Origin of the sequence: Hyphomonas neptunium ATCC 15444 (assembly GCF_000013025.1) — a bacterium.
Taxonomy (GTDB): domain Bacteria; phylum Pseudomonadota; class Alphaproteobacteria; order Caulobacterales; family Hyphomonadaceae; genus Hyphomonas; species Hyphomonas neptunia.
On the sequence record NC_008358.1, the window covers coordinates 1,091,018 to 1,111,503 of the forward strand.

Consider the following 20,486-nt stretch of genomic DNA (forward strand, 5'->3'; position numbering starts at 1 on the left):
ACAAAATGAACAAGGCAATTCTATTGGCTGGCGCAGCGGCTTTGGCGATGACCGTTCAGGCATCACCGGGTTTCGCGCAGGAGGCATCTGAAGATGCGGAGCTGAAGCAGGACGTTATCGTCGTCAGCGCTCGCAAGAAGGAGGAGGGGCTTCTGGAGGCGCCCGTCGCGGTCAGCGCGTTCAGCGAAGAAACCCTGGAGAACCTTCAGCTGGAATCGGTCGATGATATTGCCCGTTTCACGCCGGGGCTCTCGTTCGGAAAGGCATTTGGCCGCTCTACCGAGCGTCCGGTCATCCGCGGGCAATCCAACGTGCTTGCCGGGGTTCAGTTCGGGGTCGAGTCCGGTACGGCCTACTTTATTGACGGCGTCTACTATTCCGGTTCGATCCAGAACCTTGATCCGAATGACCTTCAGCGCGTCGAAGTGATCAAAGGCCCGCAATCGGCGCTTTATGGGCGCAATACCTATGCCGGCGCGATCAACTTCATCACCAAGGGCGGCACGGACACCTTTGAGGCGACCGGCAAGCTGCGCGCGGGCAACAATGATACGGCTGAATATGCGGCGTCGATCGCCGGGCCGATCTTTCCGGGGCTGACCGGGCGTTTGAGCTTCCGGGATTATGAGTATGGCGGCGAGCACGAGAACTCCGTGACCGGCGAACTCGTCGGGCAGGAGAAAACCACCAGCCTTGCCGGTGTTCTGGACTGGGCGCCGGTCTCCAACTTCGATTCGCGCCTGCGGGTGAGCTTCAGCGAGGACCGCGACGGCGTGCTGCCGCTGTTCCTGCAGTCTGCGGAGGAAAACAACTGTCTGCCGGGGTATCGCTCGCTGGCCTTCTGGCCCCTGTCGGGCAGCACCAATACCAACCAGTATTATTGCGGGGTCATCAAGCCGGGGCAGGTGGCGGTGAATTCCGGCGTGGATGCGGACGGCGTGCCAAATGTGGTGCCCGGCGCGCCGCTGAACTCGACCTTTCCGTTCTTTGCGGGGGCGTATGGCCTCGGCGACGGTACGGCATTCGACGGAATTACGCGCGATCTCTGGGTCGCCAGTTCGGTATCAACCTATCGGTTCGGCGATGCCGGATGGGAAGCGAGCCTTCTGGCGGGCTATTCGAAGGAGCATAACAAGCAGGGGTATGATTCCGATCACTCCTCGGTGAACTTCTTCCTGGCAGGGCCAACGCAGGAGCCGTTCTTCGCCAACACCACGCGCAAGGATATTGAGGACTACAGCATCGAGGCGCAGATTGCGTCGCCGCAGGACCTGCGTCTGCGCGGGATGCTGGGTGTGTATCTCTATGACCAGCTTTTCTATGAAGGCGACATTACGTTTGCAGACCCATCGGGCCGCTCGGCGGATACGGGAAAGCGCACCATTCGCAATGAAGCCATCTTTGGCCTGGTTGAGTTTGATTTTACCGACCGCCTGACGGCAACCCTTGAAGGGCGGTATGCGGAAGAAACCAAGACCGACCGCACATCGACGGTAACGCCGGAGGTTTCCTACAGCAAATTCACTCCGCGCCTGACCGTTGACTATGATCTGGGCAATGGCGGGACGATCTATGCTGTTGTCGCTCAGGGTGTGAAGCCGGGCGGCATCAACGGCGCGATCGGGGAAGCGGTTGGCATGCCGACATACAAGCAGGAAGAGTCAGACAATTTTGAAGTCGGCCTGAAAACGCCGCTGCCGGATGTCGGCCTGGGTGATTGGAGTGTCTCGATGGCAGGCTACTTCACCGACGCGACCAATGTGCAGCTTACGTCGGCCGTTGCGGCGACATCGGGCGCGATCAACTCCATCGCCACCAACCAGGGCGCCGGCGAGATCAAGGGCCTTGAGATCGACCTCAATGGCGCGGTGAACGACATCCTCAGCGGCGGGTTCACCTATGCCTGGACGGATGCGAAGTTTACCGAAGGCTGTGACGCCGACGAGTGGACCATGACATCGGGCGGCGGGGTTCTGACAGACCCCGATAATCAGACGGGCACCGATTTCAGCGGTCTGTTTCCGGGCGCCGGTCCGGCATCCTGCTCAATTGCCGGGCGGACTTTTCCTCTGACTTCGGAGCATCAGGCGAGCGTGTTCGCGCGGCTTGATTTCCGGGAGGCCGGTCCGTTTGGATCTGACTTCTTCGTGTCGAGTGATCTAACCTATGAGAGCTCGAAATTTGTACAGATCCACAATCAGGCGGAAACCGGCGACGCGACCCTGCTGGGGGCCCGGTTCGGCTTCGAGACGGATCGGTGGACGATTGCCGCTTACGGTCAGAATATTACGGATGAGGATTCCATTGTGGTCGCCACGCGCTGGCTGCAGGGACCTTACTTCTCAGCGGGCTTCAGCCCGAATGTAGCGCCTACGACCGCTTCTCGTGGCGCGCCGCGTGCTTATTTCGGTTCGCTTCGCCGCGGACCGCAATATGGCGCGGAGCTGCGTGTCCGCTTCTGATCGGGCACATGGCGTAAAACTTGGCGGCGTTGGGCATCCCGTCCCGGCGCCGCCTCCTTTTTTTGGCCGGACCAGTTCACGTTCCCCATGGCGGGGTGCCCGATAGACGGGCAAATTGCTGGCGGGACATAATCATCTGGAGTTTTCCTCTCGACGGAGCGCTCAAATGATATACCAATTACATGACGATAAGACTTGAAATCGTGCTTTCACAGGCACCCGGTAACGCGAGGAGTTCGTAGAATGGCGGAAACAGGAGAGTTCAGCCGCGGCTGGCCAGTTGTCAGCGCCGCAGCCGTCGGGGTCGGACTCGGACTTTCTCCGCTGCCATTTTATACCATCGGTGTGATGATCCCGCCGATGCTGGCGGAATTTGGCCCGATGGGCTGGGCGCCGGGCGACATTCTCAATGCGCTGGCAATCTACACCTTCGGTGTGTTCATTGCCGCGCCGGTCGTCGGCATTCTCGCGCAGAAATTCGGCGCGCGGATTATCGCGCTGATTTCGATCGTGACGTTCAGCCTGGCGATGATGGCGCTGGCCTTCAACACAGGCTCGAAGCCGCTCTATATTTTCCTCTGGCTGGTGCTGGCTTTTGCCGGGGCGGGTACACTGCCGATTACATTTACCCGGCCGGTTGCCGCCTGGTTTGAGAAGAACCGCGGCATTGTGCTGGGCATTGCGCTGATCGCTACGGGCGTCAGCGGCGCGCTGGCGAAATTCTTTGCGCAATACATCGTATCGAACCCGGAATGGCACTTCTTCAACGGATCGGGCTGGCGCAGCGCGTATATTCTTCTCGGCCTTCTGCCGCTGACGATTTCGCTGCCCTTGAGCCTGCTGAGCCTGCGGGACCTTGACGACAAGCCGGCCAGCCAGTCGCGCCTTGTGAAGCTGAAACTGCCAATCCTCGGCATCTCGCTGCTCGGCACTTTGGGGCTCGGGGCGCTGGTCTGGATGCAGGTTCTGCCGCTGATCGAGGCAAATGGGTTGCGGCTCGAATACATGATGGCGATTGTGTTCTCGCTGCTGATGCTATTGCCGGTGCTGGCGATGATCTTCCTGGACATCCGCAAGAACCCGCCCGAGCGCGTTGATGGGATTGCTATCGTGCTGAAGGGGATGAGCCTGGGCGAGGCCCTGAAGGACTGGCGGTTCTGGCTGCTGGGCATCTGCTTCATGCCGATCTCCTACGCCGTGGGCGCGGTGATCCCCAATATCGAGCGGATTCTGGTGGCGCAGTCATTCGACATCAATGAAGCGGTAGGGCTGGCAACTCTGACTGGGCTGGCAGTGCTTCTGGGCCGGGCGGTCGGGGGTTATCTGATTGACCGTTTCTGGGCGCCGGCCGTGGCGTTTGCCTTCCTTGCCTCGCCGGCCATTGCGTTGTGGCTGCTCGGTCAGCCGGGACTGAACCCGACGACGGCGACCATCGCTATCCTGATGATCGGGTTTGGCGCCGGGGTTGAATACGACTTCATGGCGTACATCGTCTCGAAGTATTTCGGGATGAAGTCCTATACCGCGATCTATGGCACGCTTTATGCCTTCTTTGCGGTTGGCGCAGGGCTTGGCCCGTCGATCATGTCGGATATTGCGGACGGGCGGGGTATCCACTTCCTGGGGGCCAATACAGGCCTTCTCCCCGGATATGATTGGGAATGGACGTTGACCAGTGCGGCGATCATCCTGTTCATCTCTACACTGCCGATCCTGGCGCTCGGCAAATACCGGTATGACCGGGAGCATCAGGACAAGGCCAAGGCGCCGCCGGCGATTGCACCGGCGGGCGCGGTAAAGCCTTCAGAGGTGTGATTTCAGAAGGGCTGCAACTTCTTCGGGCCACACGTCCATGAAGTTGTAGCCCCATTCCGGGCATTCGATCACCTGACCGTTGCGCATGAGCGGTATCGCCCGGCGCGTGCAGTCGGTGAGATCGTCTGCCGGGTTCAGGATGGTGATCCGGTTCGGCAGGGTCTTCAGTGCTTCCTCGAAAGGCTCTGCGAACGAGAAGGCGGCCGCGTGGCCCCATTCATATTCCTCACCGCCCAGCAGGTTCATCATCATCGACTGGGCCAGCATTTCCAGGGACGTGCCGGGGCCGCGGCGTTCGACGATCCGCTGCCACATGGTTGAGAAGCGCGTGCCGGCCTCATCCAGCGGAATCGGTGTGAAGTAATCGGCGAAGAAGGCGCGCTCTTCGTCCGAGAGCAGAGCGGCCGAGACCATCGCGATATTGCCGACATGGCCGGGACGGGTCCCGGCCATCTCGGTCGCGACTTTTGAGCCGGTGTGATTTCCGAAGAGGGCGATGGTGTCATGGCCAAGCGCGTCGGCCACCTGCCAGCAGGCTTCGGCATAGGCCGGCACCGTGGCGAGATGTTCTTCCGGCGGCTTGTCGGACTGGCCATAGCCCGGATAATCGGGCGCAACGACCACGCGCTCATTGCCGATGACGCCCATAAGCGTTTCAAACTCAAGACCACATTTCGGGCTTTGGTGGAGGCAGTATAGCGGGGGGAGGGACGAGGGCTTTTCCGGCTGCGCGATGCGGTAATGCAACTGGCCGTATGTTCCGTCGACGTATGATCTCTTCACGCGGGCCATTATGCCTGCTCCTCTGAAACTGTAATAATGGGTTTGCCGACATTTGCGCCGCGCATGAGTTTGGCGAAGAGGGCGGGTGCCTGGTCGAGGCCATCTGCATGATCTTCGGCGAAGGCGAGCTTGCCATCGCGAATCCAGGCGGCGGCTTCGGCGGCATATTCGTCCCAGCGGGAATAGAAGTCGTAGACGACCAGGCCACGCAGCTGGGCGCGCTTGCCAATGATGGCGCCGGCATTGAGGGCGTGAGGGGCAGGGCCGGATGACTGGTAGGCATCTGCCAGCCCGCAGAGCACGCCGCGCACATAAGTCTGCGAAACGGAGAGAGCCGTCATCGCCATCTCGGCGGAGACATTCTCGAAGAACACGCTGGCGCCTTCGGGGAGCGCTTCTTTCAGCGCGGCCTGCCAACCTTCTGCCTTATAGTCGATGCAGGCATCAAAGCCGTAAGTCTCTGTCACCAGGCGGCATTTCTCCGGGCCGCCAGCAATGCCGACAGCCTTTGAAGCGCCTTTGATGCGGGCGATCTGGCCAGCTGTTCCGCCTACGGCGCCAGCGGCAGCGTCGATGAGAACAACGTCCCCGGCCATGACTTTCGCCAGCTGGGTAATGCCTGCCCAAGCCGTGAGGCCGGGCATGCCGAGCACGCCGATATGAGCGCGCAGCGGGGCAGATTTGGGGTCAAGTTTGCGGAAATGGCCCGCGGGAATGGCGGCAAATTCCTGCCAGCCGCCTTCCATGGCGTGAACAAAGTCGCCTTCGGACACGCCTGCGGCGCGGCTCTTTACGACCTGGCCGACGATGGCGCCGGGAATGGCGCCTTCCATGGGCTTGGGCGGGGCTTCGCCCATATGCCGCCCGCGCAGGCGGGAGCCGACATAGGGGTCAAGCGAGAGATAGATCACCCGCGCGACAATGCCGCCGTCCGGGCAGTCCGGGCGCGGCGCCTCAATGGCGATAAAATCATCCGCAACCGGAACAGCGTCGATCTCAGTTTTCAGGGTGTAGAGTTTCATGCTTCGACAATCTCGATCAGGGCGCCGTCAAGATCCTTGATCGTTCCGGCGCGTTTGCCTTTGTATATGGGGCCTTCGCGGCGGGTGGGCGGTGTGATCCAGGGGCCGGGCAGGCTGTCAAACTCCGGATGCCAGAGGGTGCCGATGGCACAGCCGGGCACGAGCATGCCGTCATTATGCGGACGCTGGATGGCGGCGGCAGGATACTGGTCAAGCTCGAGGAAGACGTCTCGGCCATGGATCATGGTGGAGATTTTGTGGAGCTCCTCCATCGGCGTACCGTAAGCCTTGGCGATCATTGTGTAGACGATTTCCATTTCTTCGCGGCCGACGGCGAGGCCGCAATGGCGGACCATCCAGTCCAGCGAGGCTTTCATGTCGCTGCAGCCGAGAACGAGGATGAAAAGTTTGTCGATGACGGAGGCCGCGCGCGGCAGATCGAAAGCGGGCAGGTCGTCGCGGATCTGGGTGAGGTAGACGATTTCCTCGTCCGGGCCTTTCACTTGCATGGGGAAGATGGCGTCGAGGCCTTCGATCTCGCGCGGCGGGCCGATGATCTCGAAGGGGGAGTTTTCCATGCGGGCGTTGGCTTCCATCACGTCCTGAACGCAGATTTCGATGGCGTTCCAGCCATAGGAACGAAGCGCCTGGTAGCCGGGGACGGCCGGCTGCTGGACGAAGCGGATGAAGACCTCTGCGCCGGAGGAAGGCTGCATCACGGCATAGGGAAGACCTGCCGAGGCGGGCGTTGCCCAGCTGGCGGCGAGGTCTGCGGGCACATCGCCCCGCTCAACAACGGCATAGTCGAAGTATTTCGTGTAGTTGCCGATGGAGCGCTCGAGATCGGACACGGTCAGCGTCGCGGCGCGTAACAGTTTCATGGGGAGGCCTTTTCTTTTGGGAATGGCCACTGGAGGCCTTCGCATAAAAGATATATCATTTGAATCTCTGAGGCAAAGCTGAAAGGTTGCAGATGGCAGCGTACATGATTGTTTTTGCGCGGGTGAAGGATCGCCAGCGCTTTATGACCGAATACGGGGCACCGACCGCCGCACTGATTGCGCATTTCGGCGGTGAGTATGTCGTGCGCGCGCCCGGCGTTGAGGCGCTGGAAGGCGGCCTGTTTGACGGGGCGAGCACGGTTATCTCCAAATGGCCCGACAAGGCTGCGATCCGCAAGTTCTGGGACAGCCCGGAATATGAAGCGCTGAAAGCGGCGCGTCAGCCATTGGCCGAGGCGCATGTGATGATCGTGGAGGAGCCGGGATGAGGGGCATCCTGTTTCTGGGCGCGGCGTTGCTGGCGGCCTGCGCAACGCCTGCTGGCGGCGGTCTTCGCCTGGATGGTCCGCCTCCGGATGTTTCCGGGCGCGCGCAGCTGCCAACCGCAATGCAGGCCAACCCGGACCTGTCGGGCCGTGATATTCTGGTGGCGGCTCATGAAGCGGCGGGCGGGGACGCATGGCGGGACGTGGAAAGCCTTTACCTGGAGGGCTACAACATCATCCGCCGCGCCGATGGCGCGGAGGTATTGTGGGACAAGTATGCCATGTGGCGGGAGTATTCGAGCAGCAAGGCAAATGCGCATGCCGCCGAAGGTAAGGTGCGGATTGAGGCATGGGCGGGCGATTCGCTTGCCATGCTGATCGCCTTTGATGGTGAGACGACCTATGATCAGAATGGTCCGGTACCTGAGGACGTTGCCGAGAAAGCCTGGGCTTCGAACTTCGGCTTCGGGGCTATCCGCAATGGTCTGGATGAGGGGTGGACGCAGACCCGTTTGCCTGATGATCTGATTGATGGCGTGCCGGCCTATATGGTGGAGCTGACAGACCCTGCCGGCGGAAAAACCCGGTTTGGCATCCGCCAGTCTGACTTTGCCACCGTCTATGCGGGGTTCCGGACACCGCGCGGCTGGCATGAACGGCGGTATTCGAACTTCTATACGGTGCCGGGCTCCAGCTGGGTTCAGCCCGGCCGGGTGAGGCTTTCCTATGATGGCGTGAAGGCCAATGAAGCGATCTGGACACGGGTCGAGATCGGGCAACCCATTGACCCGTCCGTATTCGTTGTTTCGCAGAAACCGGACGGGCCAACTTTCTAGCGGGTTGCCTCAACGGGTCTGGGCGAACTCTTCGGCGACGTCTTCAGAGGATGCTTCCTCGCCGCGTTCAATGGTTTCGCGATCCTGCTGGAGGATGCGCAGGACGCGGGCGATGTATTCCTGGGTCCAGGCGCCGCGCTCCTCAGCCTCTTGCTTGGTGGGCTCGAAGGCTTCGATGGACGCCTTGCTGACAGTGCCGTCGCGTTCCATCAGGCGTTCAATCGTATCCATCCGCTCCCGGAGGACAGATACTTCCTGCATCAGGGCGAGGGTGATGTTCATCACCCGCTCGACATCAGGATCCTTCAGGAACCAGGGGCGCTTGCCCTTGGCTTTGGCACCGGACAAGGCGACGGGATCAAGTTTCGTGGACATGGATCAGGCTACCTTCCGCGCGCCGATGACGTGCCAGGCGGCCTTGCGGCCATAGTCTTCCTGTTTGGTGTCCTTGGCCGCTTCCGGGAATACTTCGGGATCGACGACGGCGGCGACGCCGCCATGGATCAGGGCGTCTTTGGAGAAGCCGGCTTTTTCCATCCAGGCGTCGAGATCAATCTCGTGCATTTTCGTCCAGAAGGGCTCGTTATTGTAGAACGCGTCCCAATCGCGCATCGCCTGTTCGAACAGCGGCATCTGGTCTGTATACTGCGGCTGTTCCACATGCAGCACGATGCCGCCGGGCTTCAGGAGGCGCTTCGTCTCAGCGAAGATAAGGGGCATCATCTTGTAGCTGGTTTCGTGCAGGAACATGGTCGACTGAATCCAGTCGAAGCTCTCGTCTTCAAACTGGGAAAGGTCTGACACATCGCCCTGTAGGAAGGTGATGTTGTCTGCGCCCAGCGTCTTGGCGCGGGCAAGGCCATAGCGCAGCATCGGCGCGCCGGCATCAACCGCGACAATCTCCGCATCCGGATAAGCCTGGGCGAGGGGCACGACATTGTGGCCAAGGCCGCAGCCGATATCGAGGATGCGCTTGGGCTGGAACTCCGGGAGGTTCTGCTTCACCCATTCGGCCACAGCAACGCCGCCGCCATCATTATAGCGCCCCAGCATGCCGCCCGTGGTGGCGAAAATGCCGATGTCGTAATTGGCTGCGCCGGTCACATCGCCGGGGACGAGTTCGGTGTGATAGCTGCCCGGCATGCAGTGATGGTCGATGGCTTCGGTCGAGCGGGGCTGTTTGAAGCCGGGCTTGAGGACGAGGCGTGCGTCGGTTTCAGTCAGCGCACGCACCTTGTCGTTGAGGTCGTCAGCCTGACGGATCGTCACCCAGCGGCCGGCCTGCTGGCGTGATTCCATCGTGGCGCGGCGCATTGCCGACCACCATTGCCAGACCGGGTCTTGCGTCAGCGCCTTGCGAACCTCGTGACGGTCCTTGAAGCTGCGTTTTTCTTTCTTTTCGAAGGCAGGCGTCACACGCGCTTCAAAGGCCTCCCCAACGCCGGGCATGACATTGGCCGCCAGATGGCGGTTCATGTGGGCGAGGAAGTTGAAGCGGGCGACTTCATCATGATTTGTTTCAGGAAATACGCCGTGGCGCCCGACAACCCGGTAGTCCGGCGGACCGTCATAGGCGCGGGGCGCAGACGTGGCCTGAATTGGGGCAGCGGGCGCTGCTGCGGGCGGGTGAACTGTGTCAGCCATCCTATTCCTCCTGAACTAATGGCCAATTGGCAATTGACCTGCGAGTAAAAGATATATCATTTAGGCGAAATGACCAAGTAGGGGAGTTTACCCATATGAGCACCAAGATTGTCGCACTTTTCAATCTCAAACCCGGCATTTCGGTCCCGGACTATGAAAACTGGGCCAAGACCAAGGATATTCCAACGGTCAACGGACTGAAATCGGTTGATGCATTTGAAGTGTTCCGCGCCACCGGCGTGCTCGGTTCGGATGCAAAGCCGCCTTATGCCTATATCGAGATCATTGATGTGGCCGATATGGCGGGCTTCGGCGGCGAAGTGGGCAGCGAGGCGATGCAGAAGATCGCCGGCGAGTTCCAGGCTATGGCCGACGATCTTGTGTTCATCCTGACCGACAAGCTCGGCTGAGGGCAGGCGGATGGGAACGCTTTCGGGTAAAACCGCTGTCATCACCGGCTCTGGCCGCCGCAAGGGGCTGGGCGAGGCAATTGCCCGCAAGCTGGCCAGCGAAGGGGCGAATATTGTTCTCTCTGATGTTGGCAAGCCGCGCGACGCGGCGACCGGCGAGGGCCATATCGGCACCACAGACGAGATGGAATCCATCGCAGAGGAGCTTCGCGGCCTCGGCGTGAACGTCTCCACCTGCGTCTGCGATGTGCGCAGCCTGGAAGAGGTGCGGGCGCTGGCAAAGCATGCTTCTGAAACGCACGGATCGCTCGACATCTGGGTGAACAATGCGGGCATCGGCTACATCATGAAGCCGCTGCTGGAAGTTTCCGAAGCCGACTGGCGGGCCGTGATCGACGTGAACCTCACCGGGGCGTTCTTCGGCCTCAAGGCGGCGGCCGAAGCGATGATCGGGCAGGGTAAGGGCGGACGGATTGTCAACATCGCCAGCCAGGCGGCCAAATCCGGCTTCCCCCATGCGCAGGCTTACACCTCGTCCAAGCATGGCCTTGTCGGCCTGGTACGGTCGGCGGCGATTGAGCTTGGTCCGCACGGTATCACGGTCAACAATGTCTGCCCCAACCATGTCACGACAGGCCTTGGCGCGTGGCAGAACGAGTATTTCTCGAAGGTTACGGGCGCTGCTTCTGTGGACGAGTACATGACCAACATGAAAAACCGCATCCCGATGCGCCGCCCCGGCCTGCCGGAAGACACCGCCAATGCGGTTGCCTGGCTGTGTACGGATCAGGCGGCCTATATCACCGCTGAAAGCATGAATGTTTCCGGAGGGGAGGAGCCCCATTGACCCAGTTGCCTAAAGACCCTGCGCCAGAAGGCTTCACCTGGCCGGGCGGCAAAAAGCTCGCCCTGTCGGTCGTCGTCAATGTCGAGGAAGGCGCCGAGCGCCGTATCGATGAAGGCGACAAGCGGCCTGAGCCTGTCGATGAGCTGGGCGCGGTGCCGGGCAAACCGATTCGCGTGCATGGCAACGAGACCAATTATCAGTATGGCATCAATCGCGGCGCGCCGCGTGTGATCCAGATTCTCGACAAGGCTGGCATCAATGCGACCTGGACAGTCTGCGGCCTGGCGCTGGAAAAAGCGCCTTGGCTGGCCAAAGCCATCATGGAGCGGGGTGATGAACCCTGTAATCACGGCTATAAATGGGCGTTTACCGCTTTCATGGATGAGGATGCCGAGCGCGACTTCATTGCCAAGGGCACAGACAGCATTGAGAAGACCTGTGGCCGCAAGCCCGCCGGCTGGCTCTCGCGCTATCTGCATACGGACATCACGCGGCGCCTGATTCTCGAGCAGGGGTATTCCTACCATATGGACGATTATTCGGACGATTTTCCCTATTGGGCAAAAGTCCCGATGGCGGATGGTTCCGAAAAACCGATGGTGGTTCTGCCCTATGCCATCGATTCCAATGACATGAAGTTCTGGCTCTCGCCGAGCTTCACGCCCGATATGTGGCTCGACTATGCCCGCCGCTCGTTTGACTGGCTGTATGAAGAAAGCCAGCGCGAAGGGGCGCGGATGATGAGCCTCGGCCTGCACCTGCGGATCATTGGCCGCCCTGGCCGGATCAAGGCATTTGCCGACTTTCTGGAGCATGTGAAGGGGCATCCGGATGTCTGGGTTGCAACGCGGGAGCAGATTGCCGCGCATTTCTCAAAGGAAGTCTCTGCCAGTACAGCGCGATAGAAGAACAATAGGGAGGGCGGACATGAAGACGGTATCGTTGGGGGTGAGTCTGGTCGCCCTGATCTGCGCGGGATGCGCGACGCCTGCTGCGCCATCGGCGCCGCAGGCACCTGCATTGCTGGGGGCGGAAAATCCGTATCCGCTGCATCCGATCAACCTGCGCCGGACCACTCTGATCGTCCGTGATCTGGAAAAGTCCCTGCTTCTCTATCGCGACGCGCTTGGCTTCGATGTGGTCTATGATCAGGAGCTGACCTCGCCGGGGCTGGATACGCGCTATGGCGCGGACGGCAAGAACCGCTCCCGGCTTGTGCTGACGCAAACCAATAGCGGGGTCATGGGCATGCTCGGCCTCTGGCAGTTTCTTGATCCAACCGAAAAAGATACCGCCCCGCCCGATGAGGCAGACTTCACGCCAGGTGAAATCGTTCTCCTGTTCAACACAACGGATCTGGAAAGCCGTTTCGTTGCGGCCGCTTCTGTGCCCGGCGTGCAGGTGATCGGCGCGCCGGCGGAGCGGCGCTATCCCTCACCGGCTGGCGACATCATTGTGATGGTCTCGATGCTGGTCGACCCTGACGGGCATACGATCGAGCTCAACCAGATCATCTCCGATCCCCGCGCTTCAGAATAGCGCAGCGGCGTAATTTCCCTGGCCGTAGTCATTGACAGCGGCTTGGTCTGGTTTACTTTGTCCGGACAAAGTTAGTGCGGATTGTCTTATGCCTTCAACCTATCGCTCATTCCTGTTTGTTCCCGGCGCCCGGCAGGACCGGTTTGCCAAGGCGCTGGCTGCTGGGGCCGACGCTGCCATTATCGACCTTGAGGATGCCGTGCTGCCGTCTGAAAAGGACAAGGCCCGCGCCGATGTTCTGGGCTGGATAGATGCCTGGAGCGGCAAGGGGCTGGCCGTGCGGATCAACTCGCCCCGCAGCGCGCATGGATGCGCCGATATTGCCGCGTTCGCGGCCTCGGGCGCGCTGGCGAAGCTTGATTTTATCATGGTGCCCAAGGCGGAAACGGCGGTGGATCTTGAAATCGTCGCCGAAGCGCTTGGCGCGGATATTCCGCTGATCGCCGTTATGGAAAGCGGCCGGTCGCTCGCAAATGTACAGTCCGTGGCCGCCAGGGCGACGGGCGGCATGCTGTTCGGCGGGGCAGACTTCTCCGCAAGCCTGGGCGCAGACCTTGCCAATTGGGACGCGATGCTGACTGCGCGCGGATTGGTTGTGGCAGCCTGCGGCGCAGCCGGCGTGCCTGCCTATGACGTGCCATTCCTGGATGTGAAAGATCCCGCCGGCCTTGCCGAGACGACGCACAAGGCGCGCCTGATGGGCTTCTCCGGGCGTGCGTGCATCCACCCCGACCAGGTTTCGGTCGTCAACGCGGCCTTCACGCCAAGTGAGGCCGACATCGCTGAAGCGCAGGCAATTATTGATGCGCTGAACAATGCTTCGGGCGGCGCAGTGCTGCACAAGGGCAAACTCGTTGACCGCCCCGTCATTCTCGCGGCTGAGCGCGTGCTCGCCAAAGCCAAATCAGTCTAAGGAAGAAACAGACATCATGGTACAGAACTGGAAACAGGTTGGCCCGAACCGCTATCGCGAAACCTTCGGCCGCTATTTCGAAGACTTCGAAACCGGCGACATTTACGAGCATCGCCCCGGCAAGACGGTCACCGAGTATGACAACCACCTGTTTACGCTGCTGACGCTGAACACCCATCCGATGCACTTCGATGCGGAGTTTGCCAAGGCCTCCGAGTTCAAGCGCAATCTGGTTGTCAGCCCCTATACCCTCGCGCTGCTGATCGGCATGAGCGTCACCGATACCAGCCAGAAGGCCATCGCCAATCTCGGCATGGACGAGGTGAAGTTCACCGCGCCGGTCTTTGCGGGCGACACGATCTATGGCGAGAGCGAAGTGCTGGGCAAACGCGAGAGCCAGAGCCGCCCCGGCCAGGGCATCGTGACCATCGTGACCCGTGGCTACAATCAGGACGGCACGATGATCTGTACCTTCAAGCGCAACATGCTCATCCCCTCACGCGGCAACGCGGTTGAGGACAAGGTCGGCAATTACTGAATTCAGGCGACCCCATCAGGTCAGGAGAGCCCAACATGGCTGACACGACATATCTCAGTGAAGAAGACGAACGCCAGATCCTCGATTCGATCCAGAAATGGCTCGAAAAGAAGGTCGCCCCGGTGGCGATGCAGCTGGAACATGACAATGAATGGCCCGCTGATCTTGTCGCCGACATGACCGAGCTCGGCCTGTTCGGCGCGCTGATCCATCCAGACTATGGCGGGCTTGGCCTGTCTGCGTCGACCTATACGAAGATCGTTACGATGATCTCGGAAGAGTGGATGAGCCTTTCGGGCATTTTCAATTCTCACCTGATGATGTCCATCGTTGTGCAGAAGTTTGGCACCGACAAGCAGAAGGAATACTGGCTTCCGAAGTTTGCCGCGGGCGAGCTGCGCGGCGCGCTGGGCCTGACGGAGCCGGACGCTGGCACCGACCTTCAGAGCATCCGCACGGTGGCCAAACGCAAGGGCGACAAATACGTCGTCAACGGAACAAAGACGTGGATTTCCAACGCCATTGAAGGCCACTGCGTGGCGCTTCTGGTCAAGACAGACCCCGACGCCCAGCCGCGTTACAAGGGCATGTCGATGCTCATTGTGCCGAAGATCAACCCGGAAACGCGCGCGCCTTTGCCGGGCGTCAAGAATGGCCGCAAGCTGGAAAAGCTCGGCTATAAGGGCATCGATTCGGGCGAATTCATATTTGAAGATTATGAGTGCGACGCCGAGCTGTCTCTGGTGGGCGGCAAGGAGGGCGAGGGCTTCTTCATGGCAACCGGCGGGCTCGAGATTGGCCGGATCAATGTGGCGGCTCGCTCTGTCGGGATTGCGCGGCGCGCGCTGCGCGAAAGCGTGCAGTATTCCCAGCTTCGCAAGACCATGGGAAAGCCGATCTGTGAGCACCAGGCGATCCAGTTGAAGCTCGGTGAAATGGCGGCCAAGACGCGCGCCTCCGAACTGCTCGTTCAGGACGCCGCCGCAGCGTATGATCGCGGCGACCGCGTCGATATGGAGGCGGGCATGGCGAAGTATTTTGCTTCGGAAACGGCTGTTGAAGTGGCCACCGAGGCGATGCGTATCCACGGCGGATATGGATATTCGAAAGAGTACGTCATCGAGCGGCTTTACCGCGACGCGCCGCTGATGTGCATCGGCGAGGGCACGAACGAGATGCAGCGTATCATCATTGCCAAGCAGCTCGTGAAGCGTAATCCGGCCTGATCAGCCCACAAAAATTAAAGGTATTCCGCATATGAAGCGACTGCTCGAAGGCATCCGTATTCTCTCCGTCGAACAGTACGGGGCAGGTCCTTATGGCACCCAGCTGCTTGCTGATCTCGGCGCGGAGGTGATCAAGGTCGAAGATGGTCAGCGGGGCGGCGACGTTTCCCGTACAGTCGGTCCTTATCTTCTGGGAGAGGGCGATTCCGACTTCTTTCAGACCTTCTCCAAGGGCAAGAAGTCCATCGACATCGACCTGAAGAGTCAGGAAGGTCGCGCCCTTTTCGATGATCTCGTGAAGTCTTCCGATGCGGTGGTAAACAATCTGCGCGGCGATCAACCGGCAAAGCTGGGTCTTGATTATTCCAGACTGCATTCGATCAACCCGAAGATCGTTTGCGCGCATCTTTCTGCCTACGGACGGGATAATTCCCGCGCCGGCTGGCCAGGCTATGATTATCTGATGCAGGCCGAGGCCGGCTTCATGCTGGCCACGGGCGAGCCGGAAGGGCCGCCTGTCCGCTGCGGGCTTTCGATCATCGACTTCCATACCGGCAGCCAGCTGGCCACCGCAATTCTGGCGGGTATCCTCAGCGCGCAGCGCTCCGGCGAGGGCTGTGATGTGGACGTGACACTGTTTGACACGGCCCTGCATCAGCTGTCCTATCCGGCGACCTGGTATCTCAATCGCGGGCATGCCACTGAGCGCCTTCCGCGGGGAGCGCACCCTTCGATTGCGCCGAGCCAGCTGGTGAAAACCAAGGATGGCTGGGGCCTGCTCATGTGCCAGACGCCGAAATTCTGGGATCTTTTCTGCGAACTTGCCGAGGGGCAGCATCTCAAAGCCGACCCGCGCTTTGCCACCAATCCGGCGCGCCACACCAATCTGGCTGAATTGACGGAGGTGGTCGACGCGCTTCTCAGCAAACGGACGAGCCAGGAGTGGATCGAACACTTTGCCGGGCAGGTGCCGTTTGCGCCCGTTCTTGATATTCCGCGCGCGCTCGACAATCCGTATCTGGACGAAACCCAGATGATTGAAATTGTCGCGCACCCTTCAAAGCCTGAGGGGCTCCGGACACTGGCTTCGCCCTTCCGCGTCAATGGGCAGCGGCCTGTTACTTCGCGTGCGCCCGATCTTGGCGAGCACACGGCCGAATTCACAAAGGAACCTCGCTGATGTCACGATTTCCCGCCCACAAGGCGCATGAAGGTGTCTGGGAAGGCAACTACCGCCACCTCGCAGTGGACGGGCAGGAGGAGGGCCGTTTCCGCTCGCGTGTCACGTGCGAGTTTCCGGAGACGGACGGCGTCGTATACCGGCAGACCACCGAGCTCTGGACGCCGGAAGACGTCTACAGCAAGGCGAGTTTCGAAGGGCTCGACCGGGGCGACCACCTTTATTATGACGCGCCAAATTTTCATGGCCGCAGCTGGGAAACGCAGGGTGCTCACCTGATGCTGAACCTTATCCGCAAGGACGAGCCCGGCGCCTATTTCGTCGAACTCATCATCATGGGCGAAGGCGGCAAGCACCGCGCGCGCACCTGGCACTGGTTCAAGGATGGCCAGATCTATCGCCGCACGCTGTGCGAAGAAACACGGGTGGCCTGACGGCCTACTTCCTCTGGCGGGTCAGCTTCATTTCATAGGCGAAGCGGCCGGCCGGGTGCAGGCTTTCGGAAACCAGGATCGCGCGTCCTGCGGTATCGATATAGCGCCGCAAGGTTCGCAATGCCGGTGAGCCGGAAGGTACTCCAAGCCGGGCGGCATCGGTTTTGCCCAGCGCAACCGCTTCCATCCGTTGAACGACATTCGCGACGGCCGCGCCATGTTCGCCTTCAATCCATTCGGAGATGGAGCCGTTCAGCTCGGCAACATCCTCCAGCGCCGGGGCCAGATGGTTCAGCACAAGGATGGTTGTCACCGCGAGGGGGGCTTCCCCGCTTGCGCGGCGCAGGCCCAGATAGGCCATGTACGGACCATCGACGCCCATGCGTTTGAGTTCAGCCGGGCTCGCGGGGCGCGTGCGCTCGGGAATGAAAACAGCATCGCGGGCGTATTGGAGGATCGATTCGAAATCGCCGATGGGCTGGGCAAAGGCGGGCGTGGGCGGCGTGGTTACGACCGTGCCGACCCCGCGTCGGCGGGCAATCAGGCCGTCTTCGGTGAGAATGCGCAAGGCTTCGCGCGCCGTGTGGCGCGAGATGTCCTTCTCCTCGCACATCTCCATCTCTGTGGGCAGAGCGTCGCCGGGCTTGAGCTTGCCGGAGGCGATCAGCAGGCGAAGTTCATCGGCTATCTGCCGGTAACGCGGCTGCATGGTGTTCAAAGCCCTCTCCCTGGTTCTGAATCGAGTATCTGTAATGACCACTCCCGAGGGTGGGGGCAATCCCGGCCGGAAACAGGGCAGGGCTGGTAAGAAAGCAAAAGATATATCAAATAAATGCCTCGAAGGGTCTGAAAGCGGTTTTCGACTGCCATTTGGTCATGCTAAGCAGGTTATATGTCCGGACAAACTAACGTGCCTTTCCAGACTTCGCAAACCCTTACGCAGGCGTTGGCCGGGCGGATCGCCGGACATGTCTCGAAGGCGGACCGTGCACGGGCGCAGTGGCATCTGCTGGACTGGGCAGGTTGCGCGGTGGCCGGGCGCAGCGAGCCTGCCGGCCGCATCCTGCTGGCGGGGCTGGAGCCTTCGCCCAGCGCGCGGGCCTTTGCCTGGGGCGGGCTGGGAAACATTCTCGAAATGGATGATGTGGACAAGCGCGCGCTGCTGCATCCTGGCCCCAGCATCATTCCGGCGGCGCTCGCCTGCGCAGCAGAAAACACTGTTTCGGGTGAGGCGCTGCTGGATGCAATCGTGCGCGGTTATGAGGCGACGATCCGGCTGGGTCGCGCGGTTGGGCCGGGGCATTATGCGCTGTGGCACAATACCGGCACCTGCGGCGCGATCGGCGCGGCGGCGGCCTGTGCAAGCCTGATGGAACTGGACACCGAAGCAACTGCCCATGCGCTGGCATTGGCGGTCAGTCAGTCGGCGGGGCTCTGGCAAACGCGGCATGAGCCCGCCAGTATGGGCAAGCAGTTACATACGTCGGTTTCGTCGCGCGCAGGTTTTGATGCCGCGCGGCTGGCAGCGGCGGGATTCAAAGGGCCGCTTTCAATTCTGGAGGGGCCACAGGGCTTCTTCGCGGCGATGTGCCCCGGCGCTGATCCTGCCGCGGTTATGGCAGGAGAGGATGGCTGGCGCATCCATGATGTCAGCTTCAAGCCCTGGCCTGCCTGCCGGCATGCGCATGCTGTGATTGATGCGGCGCTGGCGCTGCGTGCGCGCGTGAATGTGTTGGATACCGGCGGCGACATCCTCGTCGAAACATACCGCGACGCGCTCGTTTTCTGTGACAAGCCGGAGCCGGAATCGGTGATCGAGGCGAAGTTTTCGCTGCAGCATTCTGTGGCGGTGGTGATGGTGCGGGGGCGGCCGGAACTGGCGGATTTCAGCCTGGATTCGGTGGCTGATCCGGCGATCACGGCGATGCGAAACCGGGTCAAAGTTGGACAAAACGGGACATTTGACGCCAATTACCCGTCACGCTTTGGCGCTTCAGTGACCTTCGCGGGACACACCGAGACAGTTCCGGACGCCCTGGGTGATCCGGAGAACCCGGTCGGATTGGATCAGCTTCGCGACAAGGCGCGCGCGCTGCTGGCGGCGGGTGGTTTGAGCGAAACGGAAACGGCGGAGCTTATGGCGGCGGCGGAAACGGCCTCGCCCGAACTGGGCGGTCTGATCCTCAAGGTGCTGGCATGAGCGGAGCGGCGGAAGCCTTTGTGCGCCATACCCTCACCCTCCGCTGGGAGGCGATGCCCGAGGCGGCGCAAGGGGCGGTGAAGACGTTCCTGCTCGACAGTCTCGGGGTCGGCATTGCCGGTGCGGGCGCGCCGCTGACGGCGAATGTGCGCCAGGCGGCGCTGGCCTGGGCCGGGGCGGGCGACGCGAATGTCTGGGGACAGGGCAGCTACCGGACGAGCGCAGCGAATGCGGCGTTCATCAATGGCTTCCAGATCCACTGCCAGGAATTTGACTGTGTCCATGAGCCGGCCGTGGTTCATCCCATGGCGACGATCCTCGCAGCCCTGATGGCGACTTGCGACCGGGAACGCGGCGTGACCGGCACGGAACTGGGCGCGGCGATTGCGGCGGCGGTAGATGTAGCAACCGGCCTTGGCGTTGCGGCGCAGACACCGCTGAAATTTTTCCGGCCGGCGACGGCGGGCATATTCGGCGCAACGCTGGGCGTGGCGCGGCTTCGAGGGCTGAGCGAGAGCGAGGCGCGCAATGCGCTGGGCTATGCGCTCTCCTTTGCGGCGGGCACGATGCAGGCGCACACCGAGGGCAAGCCGGCGCTGCCGGTGCAGATTGCCAATGCGGCCCGCAGCGCCGTGATGGCGTGTGACCTGGCCGCCGCTGGAATGGAGGCGGCTCAGGACAGTCTCGAAGGGCCGTTCGGATACCTCGCGCTGTTTGAGGATGGTTTCGATGTAGCGCCGGTGGTGGCCTCACTGGGAACCGTGTTCCGGATTGCAGAGGTGAGCCACAAGCCGTTCCCAACCGGACGCGCGGCGCAGGGGGGCATTGTGCTGGCCAAACAGGCGAAGGCTGCGGGCATCCGGCCTGAAGAGATTTCGTCTATCACGCTGACGGCGCCGCCGATCATCAAGCGGCTGGTCGGGCGCCCGGCGCAGGCAGGCATGACGGCGAGTTATGCGCGGCTCTGCTACCAGTATTCGGGCGCGCTGACGCTGATCGACGGGCATGTGGGCCTCAAGGACTTCACGCCCGAGGCGCTGGCGCGGGCCGATGTGGCGGCGCTGGGCGCAAAGATTGCGGTGATCGATGACGGGCAGACAAACCCGGCGGCCTTCACGCCGCAGGTTCTGCGCGTGGAGCTGACCTCCGGAGCGGCGCGCGAATTTTCCATCGAGTCCCTTCTGGGCGCCCCCGCGAACCCGCTGAGCGCGGCGCAGAATGAAGCGAAGTTCCGGGAGTGCTGTGCGTTCGGCTTCGGGCGCGGGCGCGAAGACATTGAAGCGGCGATGAGCGCCGCTGTAGCCGATCTTGAAAACCTTGAGGATGCCGGGCGGCTTTCCCGCCTTGCGTCTGGTATAATGGAGTGATCC

Annotated in this window: 21 protein-coding genes; 15 read left to right on the top strand and 6 right to left on the bottom strand. The window is 61.3% G+C overall.

Annotated elements, in window-relative coordinates; all coding sequences use genetic code 11:
- Positions 1-5: 5 nt before the first annotated feature.
- Positions 6-2,462 (top strand): TonB-dependent receptor, encoded by a 2,457-nt coding sequence (locus tag HNE_RS05375; protein WP_011646105.1) that lies wholly within the window; start codon positions 6-8, stop codon positions 2,460-2,462.
- A 243-nt stretch (positions 2,463-2,705) separates the two neighbouring features.
- Positions 2,706-4,277 (top strand): MFS transporter, encoded by a 1,572-nt coding sequence (locus HNE_RS05380; protein ID WP_011646106.1) that lies wholly within the window; start codon positions 2,706-2,708, stop codon positions 4,275-4,277.
- Here the strand turns inward: HNE_RS05380 and HNE_RS05385 are convergent.
- Genes HNE_RS05385 through HNE_RS05395 form a run of 3 tightly spaced genes read right to left on the bottom strand, consistent with a single transcriptional unit; the run spans position 4,266 to position 6,963 of the window.
- Positions 4,266-5,069, bottom strand: coding sequence for an alpha/beta fold hydrolase (locus tag HNE_RS05385; protein WP_011646107.1), 804 nt, complete (start codon positions 5,067-5,069; stop codon positions 4,266-4,268). The genes HNE_RS05380 and HNE_RS05385 overlap by 12 nt on opposite strands.
- Entirely contained in the window at positions 5,069-6,082 is a 1,014-nt protein-coding gene (locus HNE_RS05390; RefSeq protein ID WP_011646108.1) for an MDR family NADP-dependent oxidoreductase, read from the bottom strand. The genes HNE_RS05385 and HNE_RS05390 overlap by 1 nt, the downstream gene beginning before the upstream one ends.
- Positions 6,079-6,963 carry a hypothetical protein gene (locus tag HNE_RS05395; protein ID WP_035590589.1) on the bottom strand — a complete coding sequence of 295 codons (885 nt, stop codon included), beginning with the start codon at positions 6,961-6,963 and terminating at the stop codon, positions 6,079-6,081. The genes HNE_RS05390 and HNE_RS05395 overlap by 4 nt, the downstream gene beginning before the upstream one ends.
- 92 nt (positions 6,964-7,055) lie before the next feature.
- Between HNE_RS05395 and HNE_RS05400 the strand changes: the two genes are divergently transcribed.
- Positions 7,056-7,352, top strand: coding sequence for a DUF1330 domain-containing protein (locus HNE_RS05400; RefSeq protein WP_011646110.1), 297 nt, complete (start codon positions 7,056-7,058; stop codon positions 7,350-7,352).
- The gene (locus tag HNE_RS05405; protein ID WP_011646111.1) at positions 7,349-8,185 is read left to right on the top strand and encodes a hypothetical protein; all 837 of its coding nucleotides are present in this window, start codon (positions 7,349-7,351) and stop codon (positions 8,183-8,185) included. Before HNE_RS05400 ends, HNE_RS05405 begins: the two co-directional genes overlap by 4 nt.
- Positions 8,186-8,194: 9 nt before the next feature.
- On the opposite strand, the gene HNE_RS05410 is transcribed toward HNE_RS05405, so the two are convergent.
- Positions 8,195-8,560 carry a hypothetical protein gene (locus HNE_RS05410; protein ID WP_011646112.1) on the bottom strand — a complete coding sequence of 122 codons (366 nt, stop codon included), beginning with the start codon at positions 8,558-8,560 and terminating at the stop codon, positions 8,195-8,197.
- Positions 8,561-8,563: 3 nt separating this feature from the next.
- A complete protein-coding gene (locus HNE_RS05415) occupies positions 8,564-9,829 on the bottom strand; it encodes a class I SAM-dependent methyltransferase (RefSeq protein ID WP_011646113.1) in 1,266 nt (421 codons plus the stop codon).
- Positions 9,830-9,924: 95 nt separating this feature from the next.
- On the opposite strand from HNE_RS05415, the gene HNE_RS05420 reads away from it, so the two are divergent.
- From HNE_RS05420 to HNE_RS05460, 9 genes are all read left to right on the top strand, one after another.
- Entirely contained in the window at positions 9,925-10,239 is a 315-nt protein-coding gene (locus HNE_RS05420; RefSeq protein WP_011646114.1) for a hypothetical protein, read from the top strand.
- 10 nt (positions 10,240-10,249) lie between these two features.
- Complete coding sequence (locus HNE_RS05425) at positions 10,250-11,086, top strand: SDR family NAD(P)-dependent oxidoreductase (protein WP_011646115.1); 837 nt, start codon at positions 10,250-10,252, stop codon at positions 11,084-11,086.
- Entirely contained in the window at positions 11,083-11,991 is a 909-nt protein-coding gene (locus tag HNE_RS05430) for a polysaccharide deacetylase family protein (RefSeq protein WP_011646116.1), read from the top strand. The genes HNE_RS05425 and HNE_RS05430 overlap by 4 nt, the downstream gene beginning before the upstream one ends.
- A gap of 22 nt (positions 11,992-12,013) precedes the next feature.
- Positions 12,014-12,625: a VOC family protein gene (locus tag HNE_RS05435; protein WP_011646117.1), complete on the top strand. Its 612-nt coding sequence runs from the start codon at positions 12,014-12,016 to the stop codon at positions 12,623-12,625.
- Positions 12,626-12,713: 88 nt separating this feature from the next.
- Entirely contained in the window at positions 12,714-13,538 is an 825-nt protein-coding gene (locus tag HNE_RS05440; protein ID WP_011646118.1) for an HpcH/HpaI aldolase/citrate lyase family protein, read from the top strand.
- Between the two features lie 16 nt (positions 13,539-13,554).
- Positions 13,555-14,076: a MaoC family dehydratase gene (locus tag HNE_RS05445; RefSeq protein WP_035590587.1), complete on the top strand. Its 522-nt coding sequence runs from the start codon at positions 13,555-13,557 to the stop codon at positions 14,074-14,076.
- Positions 14,077-14,111: 35 nt separating this feature from the next.
- Entirely contained in the window at positions 14,112-15,302 is a 1,191-nt protein-coding gene (locus tag HNE_RS05450; RefSeq protein ID WP_011646120.1) for an acyl-CoA dehydrogenase family protein, read from the top strand.
- A gap of 31 nt (positions 15,303-15,333) precedes the next feature.
- Entirely contained in the window at positions 15,334-16,482 is a 1,149-nt protein-coding gene (locus HNE_RS05455) for a CaiB/BaiF CoA transferase family protein (protein ID WP_011646121.1), read from the top strand.
- Complete coding sequence (locus tag HNE_RS05460; protein WP_011646122.1) at positions 16,482-16,916, top strand: hypothetical protein; 435 nt, start codon at positions 16,482-16,484, stop codon at positions 16,914-16,916. The genes HNE_RS05455 and HNE_RS05460 overlap by 1 nt, the downstream gene beginning before the upstream one ends.
- 4 nt (positions 16,917-16,920) lie before the next feature.
- Here HNE_RS05460 and HNE_RS05465 read toward each other — a convergent pair whose 3' ends face one another.
- Complete coding sequence (locus HNE_RS05465) at positions 16,921-17,625, bottom strand: GntR family transcriptional regulator (protein ID WP_011646123.1); 705 nt, start codon at positions 17,623-17,625, stop codon at positions 16,921-16,923.
- Between the two features lie 183 nt (positions 17,626-17,808).
- On the opposite strand from HNE_RS05465, the gene HNE_RS05470 reads away from it, so the two are divergent.
- Together HNE_RS05470 and HNE_RS05475 are read left to right on the top strand one after the other, a co-directional pair.
- Entirely contained in the window at positions 17,809-19,116 is a 1,308-nt protein-coding gene (locus HNE_RS05470) for an MmgE/PrpD family protein (RefSeq protein WP_011646124.1), read from the top strand.
- Positions 19,113-20,483, top strand: coding sequence for an MmgE/PrpD family protein (locus HNE_RS05475; RefSeq protein WP_083759020.1), 1,371 nt, complete (start codon positions 19,113-19,115; stop codon positions 20,481-20,483). The genes HNE_RS05470 and HNE_RS05475 overlap by 4 nt, the downstream gene beginning before the upstream one ends.
- The last annotated feature ends 3 nt before the right edge of the window (positions 20,484-20,486 follow it).

What these genes read in the sequence shown, in the direction of transcription:
- HNE_RS05410 (WP_011646112.1), bottom strand. Translation starts at nt 8,560, where the DNA reads ATGTCCACGAAACTTGATCCCGTCGCCTTGTCCGGTGCCAAAGCCAAG.
- HNE_RS05420 (WP_011646114.1), top strand. Translation starts at nt 9,925, where the DNA reads ATGAGCACCAAGATTGTCGCACTTTTCAATCTCAAACCCGGCATTTCG.
- HNE_RS05375 (WP_011646105.1), top strand. Translation starts at nt 6, where the DNA reads ATGAACAAGGCAATTCTATTGGCTGGCGCAGCGGCTTTGGCGATGACC.
- HNE_RS05425 (WP_011646115.1), top strand. Translation starts at nt 10,250, where the DNA reads ATGGGAACGCTTTCGGGTAAAACCGCTGTCATCACCGGCTCTGGCCGC.
- HNE_RS05400 (WP_011646110.1), top strand. Translation starts at nt 7,056, where the DNA reads ATGGCAGCGTACATGATTGTTTTTGCGCGGGTGAAGGATCGCCAGCGC.
- HNE_RS05385 (WP_011646107.1), bottom strand. Translation starts at nt 5,069, where the DNA reads ATGGCCCGCGTGAAGAGATCATACGTCGACGGAACATACGGCCAGTTG.
- HNE_RS05465 (WP_011646123.1), bottom strand. Translation starts at nt 17,625, where the DNA reads ATGCAGCCGCGTTACCGGCAGATAGCCGATGAACTTCGCCTGCTGATC.
- HNE_RS05450 (WP_011646120.1), top strand. Translation starts at nt 14,112, where the DNA reads ATGGCTGACACGACATATCTCAGTGAAGAAGACGAACGCCAGATCCTC.
- HNE_RS05460 (WP_011646122.1), top strand. Translation starts at nt 16,482, where the DNA reads ATGTCACGATTTCCCGCCCACAAGGCGCATGAAGGTGTCTGGGAAGGC.
- HNE_RS05380 (WP_011646106.1), top strand. Translation starts at nt 2,706, where the DNA reads ATGGCGGAAACAGGAGAGTTCAGCCGCGGCTGGCCAGTTGTCAGCGCC.
- HNE_RS05470 (WP_011646124.1), top strand. Translation starts at nt 17,809, where the DNA reads ATGTCCGGACAAACTAACGTGCCTTTCCAGACTTCGCAAACCCTTACG.
- HNE_RS05390 (WP_011646108.1), bottom strand. Translation starts at nt 6,082, where the DNA reads ATGAAACTCTACACCCTGAAAACTGAGATCGACGCTGTTCCGGTTGCG.
- HNE_RS05405 (WP_011646111.1), top strand. Translation starts at nt 7,349, where the DNA reads ATGAGGGGCATCCTGTTTCTGGGCGCGGCGTTGCTGGCGGCCTGCGCA.
- HNE_RS05455 (WP_011646121.1), top strand. Translation starts at nt 15,334, where the DNA reads ATGAAGCGACTGCTCGAAGGCATCCGTATTCTCTCCGTCGAACAGTAC.
- HNE_RS05440 (WP_011646118.1), top strand. Translation starts at nt 12,714, where the DNA reads ATGCCTTCAACCTATCGCTCATTCCTGTTTGTTCCCGGCGCCCGGCAG.
- HNE_RS05445 (WP_035590587.1), top strand. Translation starts at nt 13,555, where the DNA reads ATGGTACAGAACTGGAAACAGGTTGGCCCGAACCGCTATCGCGAAACC.
- HNE_RS05395 (WP_035590589.1), bottom strand. Translation starts at nt 6,963, where the DNA reads ATGAAACTGTTACGCGCCGCGACGCTGACCGTGTCCGATCTCGAGCGC.
- HNE_RS05415 (WP_011646113.1), bottom strand. Translation starts at nt 9,829, where the DNA reads ATGGCTGACACAGTTCACCCGCCCGCAGCAGCGCCCGCTGCCCCAATT.
- HNE_RS05435 (WP_011646117.1), top strand. Translation starts at nt 12,014, where the DNA reads ATGAAGACGGTATCGTTGGGGGTGAGTCTGGTCGCCCTGATCTGCGCG.
- HNE_RS05475 (WP_083759020.1), top strand. Translation starts at nt 19,113, where the DNA reads ATGAGCGGAGCGGCGGAAGCCTTTGTGCGCCATACCCTCACCCTCCGC.